Source organism: Mycobacterium sp. TH-M116 (genome assembly GCF_057473685.1).
On record NZ_JBYCLC010000381.1, the window covers coordinates 1 to 9,782 of the forward strand.

Here is a 9,782-nt window from a genome sequence, read left to right on the forward strand (position 1 = left end):
GAGCCCGCTGTGGGCTTCACCTGCACCCGCGGTGAATTGGCTGATCGGCAGGAATCTTTACGCACCGCAGGCCCGGGTGCAGCACCAGCTGATGGGCAGCGCTGTTATCAGACGCCTACCAAAGGACGGCCGCCATGTCGCGGTTGTCCGAGCACACGCTGCGCACCGCGGCTTCGATGTCGGGGGCGTTGATGATCTGCAGGTCTCGCACCGTCACCGGGCGGCCCGCGCGTTTCTGGGCGACAACGCGGGTGTCGCGGAACCCTTCGGCGCGTTCGATGACGTTGCGGGCGAACCGGCCGTTCTGCATGGCGTCGATGCCGTGGCGCCCGCCGGGAGTCATGTAGTTGCGGATCGTGGTGGCCGCGTGCAGGAATGCCTCTCGCGCGGCGTCGTCGAGCAGACTGGCGCGCGGCTCGGCGTAACGACGCCCGATCTCGACGATCTCGGACGGCGAATACGACTCGAACCGCAACTTGCGGTTGAAGCGCCCGGCCAGGCCCGGGTTCACGGTCAAGAACGCGTCCACCTGGTCCTCGTAGCCGGCGCCGATGAAGCAGAAGTCGAAGCGGTGTGCTTCCAATGCGACCAGCAGCTGGTTGACGGCCTCCATGCCGATCATGTCCGGTGTCCCGTCGTGGTGACGTTCGACCAGCGAATAGAACTCGTCCATGAAAATGATTCGGCCCAACGACGTTTCGATCAGATCGTTGGTCTTGGGCCCGGATTCCCCGATGTAGTGCCCGCAGAAGTCCGACCGGCGGACCTCGCGGATCTCGGGGTGGCGCACGATCCCCATCCCGGCGTAGATCTTGCCCAGCGCCTCGGCGGTGGTCGTCTTGCCCGTGCCGGGCGGACCGACCAGCAGCATGTGGTTGGTCTGCCCCTCCACCGGCAGGCCGTGCTCGAGGCGCATCATGCGCACCTCGAGCTGGTCCTCCAAAGCGGACACCGCCTCCTTGACCGCCGCCAGGCCCACCTGCCTGGCCAGCAGCGCACGCCCTTCGGCCAGCAACTCGGCCCGCCGCTCCGCCGCGTCAGCATCATCGAGTTGCTCGCGACTCTTGGCGGTCGCGGCGTCCCACTTGTCGGCGCGGCTGGCGATGGTCTGCTCGTCGGTCACCACCAGGTGCAGATTCGGGTCGGCCAACGCGTCTTTGGCCGCCTCGATCAGCACCCCGTTGATCGTCGCTTTCGACAGCCAGATCTGGGCCTTGTCCTCCTCGCGCAGTTGCCGGTGCACCATCCCCCGTACGTAGGCCAAGTCGGCGACGAGGAGCGGGATATCGGCCGGGCCGATGGCCGCCGTCAACACGTCGGCATCGAAGCGCGACGAGGACGAGTTGTGTTCGACGACGTCGACACGGTCCAGCCAGTCCAGCGCCACCCGACCCTGCCCGAGGTGCGCGGCGGCGTGGGCGGCCAGCGCGCAGATCGACGCGGTCACCGCCGACATGACGATCGCCTGCGGCGGCAGCTCCTCGGCGGCCGTCGACAACACCTCGGGCCAGCGCTGTGTGGCGTACATCAGAAACGCCCGGGCCAGCTGGTGCCACTGGTAGTTGGCCCACGAATCCAGCAGCTCGCGGTCGGCCAGCAACTCGTCGGCCTCGGCGTACTGCCCCGCGATCGCCAACGCCGACGACAACGCCAGCCCCACCTGGGACGCGTCGGTGACGGTGATCCCGATGTAGGGGCCCAGCTGAATCTCGGCGGCCAGCGTCTGGCCGATCCGGGTGGTCTCGCGGTGCAGCCACTCACTGGTGGCGTTGAGCTGGTTGAGTGAGCCCAGCGCGTGGTCGCCGCAGGCGATGCGACCCAGCCACGCATCGGCCATCGACGGGTCGGCGTCGGTGGCCGCGACGAATTCCGGCAGGGCCGCGGCCGGCCCCTGCTGTCTCCTGATGGTCATAGCGCGATCGAAATGCCTTCGTGCGGTGTGCAAATCAGATGCGCTCATCGAATTGGCCTCGAACTCGTGGTGCCGACGCTGCTAGGTGGTGACCGGCATCGCCGCCGGCTCCAGACTGACGTAGCGGTTCTCCGCCCGGAACATGTCCACCTCGACCCGCCAATTTTGCCCCGCCGCAGTCAGGTTCACCGTCGCGGGGCCGACCTGCTCGATGATCACCTCGAAACCGTGCCGGTAGGGCTCGGGCAGCGTGGCACCCGATGGGGCGACGGTGATCACGGTCGCCGGACGCGGGGTGGGTGAGATCGCGGAATCCGTGAGTTCCGGGCCGCTGCCCTCGGCGGCGCCCGTGCCGCGCTTGCTGATCCGCGGCGCGTACTCGACGACACTGACCGTGGTGCGCGGCGTGGGCCGCGGCGTGCTGACGACACTGACGTGCGGCATTCGCACGCTCGCCCAGCGGGCCACGTCGCGGGTGTGCACACACACCTGCTCCCCGGCCGCGGCGGTACGGATCACGATCCGTTTGGCGATCGGATCGTCGGCGGCCACCAGGACGCGCGACAGCTCCCCCGCATCGGTGACCGGGATCATCAGGCGGTCGCCGTTGCTCAGCTTGCCCACCAGCACACCCGACGGGCCGATCTCGGTGACCAACTCGGCGGGCAGCGGGCTGCGACGCAGTCCGCGCAGGTGCGGTCGCGGACCGCACATGTTGGCCGCCGCCGCCGCGGCCTGCTCGCCGTTGAGGCGGCGCAACGTCACGCTGGGCGGGGTCGGCGCCTCCGTCGCGGTCAGCACGGTGATCGTCGCGGTACACGTCGCGTCCGGATACACGGTGACGTTCTGGATGACGGCGTCAGCGCGCAACGTCCACGCCAGTGCGAGACCTTGTGACGTGATAGCCGCGGCGGGATAGGCGTAGGTGGTCATCCAACCAGCCTGCCCGCGAATGGCTTTCCAGCGCTGGGAAAGGCCGGCCACCGCGTCCGCGCCGAACCGACGGTCGAGCTCGAGCAGGTCGGGGGCGGTGGCCACCTTCGCCCGCAACCCTCGGCAGCGCAGCAGGGTCGCAACGCGCTGGGCGACCGAAACCGCGGCCGCACCAACCGTCGTGCGCCACCGCAGGGCCTCGGTGTTGTCGATCACCGGCAGGCGCATGATCAGCCACGTTTCGCGCCGGCCCGCATACGGCGGGGTGCCGATCTCCGAGTCGTACACCCGCGGGAAGTCGCCGGTGCCGGCGTGCCGCGAACCGAACGTGACGACGCTGAGCGACTCGAGTTGCAGGCCCAGCGCCTGGCGCAGCATCGGCACCACGTCGACGATGTCGATCACGTTGTCGGTCTCGACCCTCACCGAGCCGGTCACCCGCGTAGCCCGGTGCGCGCGGCCGAGCAGCTGCACGGCGACCACCGCGACACCGTCGTGCACCCGCACACCGCCTCCGGACCGGTTGTTGGCGACCATGATCGGAGCCTCCCAGCTGATCGGCCGGCGGCCTCGCAGCCACAACACCGCCCACGACCACGCCGGCTGACCCCACCACCGCACGAACACCAGCGCGACACCCACGGCCGCCGCAATCGCCGCGCCGAGGTGACCACCCAGCACCCAACCCGCGAGCCCCAACAGGAAAACCACCCACACACCCATAACCCGCCGATTACTGCCCCGGCCGAACCCGGTCAGCACGGGTCTCACCGCGCCCTCCGCAGCCGTGCCGCGATCGCCATCACCAACACGCCCCCGGCCACGACACCGACGAAACCGATGGCGATGTCGCGTGCCCGATGGTCCGGCGGCGGTGGCGGCGGCGCGGGCCTGATCACCCGGCTCTGTGCGCCCGGCGGCAACCGGTCACCGGCGGGGATGTCGAAGGTCAACGCGGCGACCGGGTCCACCAGCCCATACCCGACCTTGTCGTCGACGCCTGCGGGCGGATTGTGCGCCGACTGCACCATCCTGGTGATCACCTGGTGCGCGCTCAATTCGGGGAACTTGGCCCGTACCAGAGCCGCGATTCCGCTGACGTAGGCCGCCGAAAAACTGGTGCCCCAGAACGGCATGTTCTTCTCCCCCGGCCTGGCGGGCGGGTAGGCGTTGACCGGCCCGCCGCCCTGCGGTGACAGGCCCATGATGTGGGTGCCGGGCCCCGCCACCGCGACCCAGGGGCCCGACATGCTCTTGTCCAGGGCGGCGCCGTCGCCGTCGACGGCACCGACGGACAGCACGTAGTCGGAGAACCACGACGGCGAGGAGACGACCTTGACCTGATGCCAATCGCGCGGATCGGTCGGATCCAGCGGGTCGTACAGGGGATTGTTGGCGCAGCCGGATTCCCCGACGTTGCCGGCTGCCGCGACGACCACCGCGTCCTTGACCGTCGCCGCGTACCACAGAGCCGCGCCCAGAGCCCGCTGGTCGGCGGAGGCCGCCGCGGGCAGGCATGAGGTCACCGAAATGTTGATCACCTTCGCGCCCATGTCCGCTGCGTGAACGACTGCCCGTGCCAACGTGTTCAGCGTTCCGGCCTTGACCCGCTCGTCAGAGTTCGGGTCGGCCGGCGGCGGGTGGACGGGCTCGAACGCCCGTGAGGACTGCCGGATCGAGATGACGACGGCGTGTGGGGCGACCCCGACCACTCCGTCGGGAGCGCCCGGCGGGGGCGGCGGCACCGTCGGTTCGTCGTCGCTTTGCGGATCCGGTGGGCCGCTGGACGGCCCCATCGCGCCCGGCTCCTCCGGCGGCGGTGGCGGCGGTACGACCTGGGTGATCGTCACCGGCGGCGGTGGCGGTGGCGGTGGCGCCGCCGGGGGCGGGACCTCGACGGGCGGTGGCACCGCTCCGATCGCCGGCGGCGGCCCGGCCGGTGCCGGAAACGCCGGCGCCGGCGGTATCGGCCGCGGCATCGGCAGAACTCCCTGAGGTGCGGCGCCGATGATCGAACCGACGAGGGTGCCGTGCGCGTCGCAGTCCGAAAGCCCGTCCTCGCCCATGATGTAGTCACCGCCGGGCACGACGGGCAGCCGGGGGTTCGGGGTGATGCCGGTGTCGATGACCGCGACGGACACGCCGTTGCCGGTGCTGTACTGCCACGCCTTCGCGATGTTGAGCAAAGTGAATCCCGGGGCCAGCTGGGCGACGTCCGGGTTTCGCACGGTGATCGGCGACGAACAACTGTTGGCCCGGCGCATCGGTTGGTCGGGGCGGGGCGGCCCGTCGGCGGGGACCAGCGCAGGATCCACCATGGGTGGTGTAATAGCTTGTGCAGCTGGTGTATTGGAGGTGAGCGCGGTGAGCAGGACGACGCCGGTCACCGCGACCGCCCGCAGGCACCCCCGTCTCAGTGACCTCAGTGTCGAAGCCACGTGAACAGCCCCCCCAGGGCAGCCGCCGCCGGCAACAAGACGATCAGCGCCACTACCTCGGCCCATTCCACGGTCAGCCGGACGAGCGGCCTGAACCTCATTTCCGGCACCAACAGTGCGGCGGCCAAACCCGATCCGGCGAACACCGCGACCGCCACCGCGGGCCACAGCAATCCGGCTTCGGCGCTGCGCGCGGCCAGCGCGTACTTCACGGCGCCCGCACAGACCGCGGCACACGCGCCGCACACCAACGCGATGGCCTGATGCTTGGCCGCAAACCCGCGGCCCTGGGTGAGGAAAATCCCGGCCACCAGTGCGGCCACCAGCACCGCCAGCCACGCCCACGGGCGCCCCGGCGTCAGCACTGCCCAGACCGCCGCCGGCAGCACGATCGAAACCCCCACGCACATACCGACTTGCACCGCATTGACCAGACGCGCCGAGGCGGCGATGGCGGTGCCGCGCGCGGTGATGTCGGTCAGTTCGTTGTCCTCGTCCTCGGTGTCGTCCTCGCTGACCGGGGACACGGTATCGACGGGCATCCCCTCGCGGCGCGCGAACAGATCCCTGCCGGTGATGGATCCGAAGTGGGGCGGGCGGACCCGAGCCACCCACAGCGCGATCAGCGGCGTCATCCTGACCAGGACGAGCAACCCGACCAGAACGCAGACGGCGAGCACCTGCACCGACGCCGGCCGGAACATCCGCACGGCCGCGACGGCGGCGAGAATCCCGCAGATCGTCACCACCGCGGTGGCCACCGCGGTCTGCCCGCGCTGCCGGGTCAGCACGCCGATCGCGACGGCCCCCACCGTCATGCTGACGACCCCGATCAGCGCGTGGGCCGCCCCGAGCGCGCCGGGAGGTGCGCAGGCACCGGCGGCCGCCAGCAGCACCACGGTCAGCCAGGCGAACCCGCCGAACAGGTCGCGGCGTTCCCGCCATCCCCGCCGGACCACCGTCGTCGCGACCAGCAGCAGCACACCGAACCCGCCGGCCACCGCCGCAGGAATCGCGGTGTCGGTGACGGTGCGCGCGCGCAGAGTCAGGCCCACCACCACGGCGACGGCCATGGCGAGGAGCGCGATCGCGGTGTGGGCGGCGGTCAGCGGCGTGACCGGCGCGAACATCCGGTCGCCACCGTCGCGGCCGAGCCAGGTGCCCATGGCCGCCAGGCCCGTGGACAGCGACTCGTACTGCGGCTCGAAAGACTCCCCGGCGGCCCTGGGCACCAGCACAAGGGTGTCGCCGTCCTGGACACCCAACTCGTCGAGGCTCTTGTTGATGTCGAGCCGCACGCCGTTGACCTTGTGCAGCTCATAACTTCCCGGCGGCAGCGCGACGCCGTCGAAGCCTTTTCGTTTGAGCTCGGCGTCGAACAGCTCCACCATTCCCTCGAAGAATCCTTCGACCGGAATAGCGGCGGGAAAAACTTGGGAACACAGGTGTTTCTCGTAGGAAATGTCGACCGCGCAGCGCGCCGGGAAGGCGACCTTGTGGGGCCCAGTCACCGGGGCGCCCGCTCGGCGTCGGGGACGTATTTATCCGCCAGCCCGGCGGTGATTTCGAACAGGCGGAGCCGCGATTTCTTTGTCAGCTCGTGGACCGTGTCGATGATCCCGCCTTTGGCCAGGTGCGGATCAAATGGCATCACTTCCACGATTGCGCCCACCTTGGTGAAGCGCTCCGTCAGGTAGGCCAGCGCGTCCTTGTCGGTGCCGGAGTCGGTGTGGTTGAGGATGACCGTGCTGCGTGAGACCAACTCGTGATAACCCTGGGATCTGAGGTAGTCGACGGCGCGCAGCACCGGCCGGGAGCGGTCCGCGGTGATGCCCGAGACGAACACCAGGGTGTCGGTGTTCTCCAGGACCGGTGTCATCACGTCGTGTTCCAGGTCGGGGGCGGTGTCGACGATCATCACAGTGTGCGTTCGCCGCAGCCGCGTCAGCGCGCCGGAGAACATGGCCGGCGCCAGCGGCCTGAGCTGATCCGATGTGCGATTTCCGGCAAGCACGTCCAGGCCGACCGCGTTTTGCCCCAGGTGTTCCCGGATATCCGCGTAGCCCTGGACGTCAGTGTCGTTGATGATCGCCGCGTAGTCGCCGGGCGGCGCGTCGTCGATGCGGTCGGCGAGGGTTCCGAAACCAGGGTCGGCGTCGATCGCGATGACGTTCTGGGGCCGGCATTCCCGGAACACCCCGCCGATGCAGGCGGCCATGGTCGTGACCCCGACGCCCCCTTTGCCGGAGACGACGGTGATGACGTACTGGCGCCGGATGTGCCGCCGGATCCTGGTGCGCAAATCACGGTAGTGACGTTCGCTGGGCGATTCGCCAACGTTTATTTTGTGAAATGAGGCGCTGTAGATGAATTTCCGCCAACCCGAACCCGGGGGAATCTTGCGGGGAGCCGCCAGGTCGGAAATGCGCATCGTGTCGGATACGGAATCGTGAGCGTAGTTGGCCGCCGGCGGATCCACCCGCCTGGGCGGGCCTTCATCCGAGATATTCGGATCATTCCACGGGCTCGTCACGATCGCGATGCTAACACGTTATGCGACACCGTGTTTGCGCGATTACACAATTTTCTGACGGTGAGCGGGGGGTCGATTTTTCGCCCATTCCTTGACGTCAATTTCTGCACGGTTGCAGGCAGCCGGGTCACACGACGCGCCGATACGAATGCCATTCCTCGCCGGCGGGGAGTCGGCGGATGAGCCGCTGGACCGCTCCGCTGACGTCGGTGCGCGACCCGGGCGAGATCACCTGGTACCGACGCAGTCCCGACGTCACGTTCTCGACGCACAGGCGGCCCGCGGGAGTGTCGATGAGCGTCACCGCGGTGTCTCCGACGTGGATGCGCGCGTACCGCTCCGGTCCGACGCCGGTTTGCAGCGCCACGATGGACGCGTGCGCGGACTGCGCGGGGTCGGCGGCCACGGTGACGATCTGGACTTGGTCGACGTCGAGCCCCTGCCCGATCAGAAACGACCGCAGGCCGGCAGCGTCGCGCACCGACTCGAGGAACTGCTCGGTATCCAGCGTCACCGGTCGCAGCGGCGCCGCCTCGGCGACGCCGCACAGCCTCTCGATCTGCCCCACCACCAGGTCGGCGGCTCCCCGTTCGTCGACGGCGGCCCCGGCCGGGTACAGACGCACGAGTTCGCCGTGGCGTTCCAGAACCACCCACCAGGTCGCGAATCGGCAGAGCGACGCGCGCGTCGGCTCCCGGCCCGGCACGGCGATGTGCACCAGCAGCGCCAGATCCCGACGCAGCAGCACGGTCAGCCACTCGCGGATCATGGAATCGACATCGCCGTGCTCGTCGAGTGCGCCGGCAGCCATCAGTTCGGCGGCCACGGGATGGCGAAGCGCGCGTTCGACGGTGTCCAGCCTCGGCAGCAGCGGACGCAGACCCAGTTCGGGGCAGACCTGCTCCACGCCGGCCACCGCCTGCAGTACCCATAAACCGTCGAGTGTCGTTGTCAGCATGCGTCGTTCGTTTTCACCAGCGAACACGACAACGAAGGTGGGGCACACGCGCTCGGCGTCCGCCCCACCGTCGCGTGAGTGATCGGTGGGATGTGGCCTCAGAACAGGCCGGCGATGGACTGGTCGGTGCTGATCGCACCGTCCAGCACGTGGGAGGTCGTCTGCCCGTGCTGGCGCACCGTGTCGATGAGCCCCTGCAGCCCGGACAACATCTGCGCCTGGGCCTCGAAAAACCCTGCGGCGCCGTGGCCGGCGAAGAATTCCTGCAGCGCATTCGTGCGGTTGGCGGTGTCGTCATAGATTGCCTGCAGCTGGCCGGCGCGGGCGCCGACATCGGAGGCGAAATCGGCGACGGCTCCCGGGTTGTAGGTGATCGGATTTGTCATGATGAACTCCTTTTTCGAAAAACCGGTGGGCAGAAATACGGGTCAGGATCCGGCTTGGCCGAACAGGGCGGTGAATGCGTGGGCGGAGTCCGCCTCGTGCGCTTCCATCAGGGCCGCCGCCTGCGTCAAGCCCTCGGCCAGGCGTGTCCCGCCGGTCAGCACCTTGTTCAGGTCGCCGGCGACCTCGGTGGCGGTCACGTGGGACGCGGTCACGGCGTCGCCGGACCAGGTCGCCGGATTCATGACGTTTTCTTGGTTGGCGACATAGCCTTGGGCGATCCCGATGGCGTGCTCCATATTCGCCTGAATGGCGTTTGACGCGTCGCGAAGCATGTGCGGCGTTACTTTGATGGTCACGGAATTCTCCTTCTGCGATTGGCCGCCCCCCTATGGCCTGGGCGTGAAGCGGAGTGTATGGCGGCTGTTCGGACCTGTCGATTCACCCTTTTGCCGGGCCGGCTTCACGCTCGATCGTCGACAACCCGCACCGTCACGGGTTGTTCGGGCTTGTCCCGGGAAGCACGCCCGCCCCCGGCTGCGTGGCCGACCGGCATCCCGCCGACGGGGGTGCCGCCGGTCGTCGTCGTCTGCGGGCGCAGGGCTTCCGCGCCGAGCGCCCCGC

At 69.0% G+C, this 9,782-nt stretch carries 8 protein-coding genes and 1 pseudogene; all 9 read right to left on the reverse strand.

The genetic code is table 11. The features are described 5' to 3' along the window. Positions 1 to 115 precede the first annotated feature (115 nt). The gene (eccA, locus tag AC2VOK_RS19815; RefSeq protein ID WP_428901962.1) at positions 116 to 1,960 is read right to left on the reverse strand and encodes a type VII secretion AAA-ATPase EccA; all 1,845 of its coding nucleotides are present in this window, start codon (positions 1,958 to 1,960) and stop codon (positions 116 to 118) included. Between the two features lie 33 nt (positions 1,961 to 1,993). Beyond that, positions 1,994 to 3,568: a type VII secretion protein EccE gene (gene eccE, locus AC2VOK_RS19820; protein WP_428901967.1), complete on the reverse strand. Its 1,575-nt coding sequence runs from the start codon at positions 3,566 to 3,568 to the stop codon at positions 1,994 to 1,996. Between the two features lie 44 nt (positions 3,569 to 3,612). Continuing rightward, the gene (gene mycP, locus AC2VOK_RS19825) at positions 3,613 to 5,247 is read right to left on the reverse strand and encodes a type VII secretion-associated serine protease mycosin (protein WP_428901968.1); all 1,635 of its coding nucleotides are present in this window, start codon (positions 5,245 to 5,247) and stop codon (positions 3,613 to 3,615) included. Positions 5,248 to 5,267: 20 nt separating this feature from the next. Continuing rightward, positions 5,268 to 6,794 carry a type VII secretion integral membrane protein EccD gene (gene eccD, locus AC2VOK_RS19830; RefSeq protein WP_428901963.1) on the reverse strand — a complete coding sequence of 509 codons (1,527 nt, stop codon included), beginning with the start codon at positions 6,792 to 6,794 and terminating at the stop codon, positions 5,268 to 5,270. Further along, positions 6,791 to 7,816 carry a MinD/ParA family ATP-binding protein gene (locus tag AC2VOK_RS19835; RefSeq protein WP_428901964.1) on the reverse strand — a complete coding sequence of 342 codons (1,026 nt, stop codon included), beginning with the start codon at positions 7,814 to 7,816 and terminating at the stop codon, positions 6,791 to 6,793. Before AC2VOK_RS19835 ends, eccD begins: the two co-directional genes overlap by 4 nt. A gap of 127 nt (positions 7,817 to 7,943) precedes the next feature. Next, positions 7,944 to 8,774, reverse strand: a complete 831-nt coding sequence (locus tag AC2VOK_RS19840; RefSeq protein ID WP_428901965.1) for an ESX secretion-associated protein EspG — start codon at positions 8,772 to 8,774, stop codon at positions 7,944 to 7,946. A 98-nt stretch (positions 8,775 to 8,872) separates the two neighbouring features. Beyond that, the gene (locus AC2VOK_RS19845; protein WP_144956457.1) at positions 8,873 to 9,160 is read right to left on the reverse strand and encodes a WXG100 family type VII secretion target; all 288 of its coding nucleotides are present in this window, start codon (positions 9,158 to 9,160) and stop codon (positions 8,873 to 8,875) included. A gap of 42 nt (positions 9,161 to 9,202) precedes the next feature. Further along, positions 9,203 to 9,517, reverse strand: coding sequence for a WXG100 family type VII secretion target (locus tag AC2VOK_RS19850; RefSeq protein ID WP_428901966.1), 315 nt, complete (start codon positions 9,515 to 9,517; stop codon positions 9,203 to 9,205). 104 nt (positions 9,518 to 9,621) lie between these two features. Continuing rightward, positions 9,622 to 9,782 (reverse strand): annotated as a pseudogene (locus AC2VOK_RS19855) (PPE family protein); the annotation flags it as partial.

Bases quoted from the DNA above. Each gene is read 5' to 3' on its own strand.
- eccE (WP_428901967.1), bottom strand. From the start codon at position 3,568: ATGGGTGTGTGGGTGGTTTTCCTGTTGGGGCTCGCGGGTTGGGTGCTG.
- AC2VOK_RS19845 (WP_144956457.1), bottom strand. From the start codon at position 9,160: ATGACAAATCCGATCACCTACAACCCGGGAGCCGTCGCCGATTTCGCC.
- eccA (WP_428901962.1), bottom strand. From the start codon at position 1,960: ATGAGCGCATCTGATTTGCACACCGCACGAAGGCATTTCGATCGCGCT.
- AC2VOK_RS19840 (WP_428901965.1), bottom strand. From the start codon at position 8,774: ATGCTGACAACGACACTCGACGGTTTATGGGTACTGCAGGCGGTGGCC.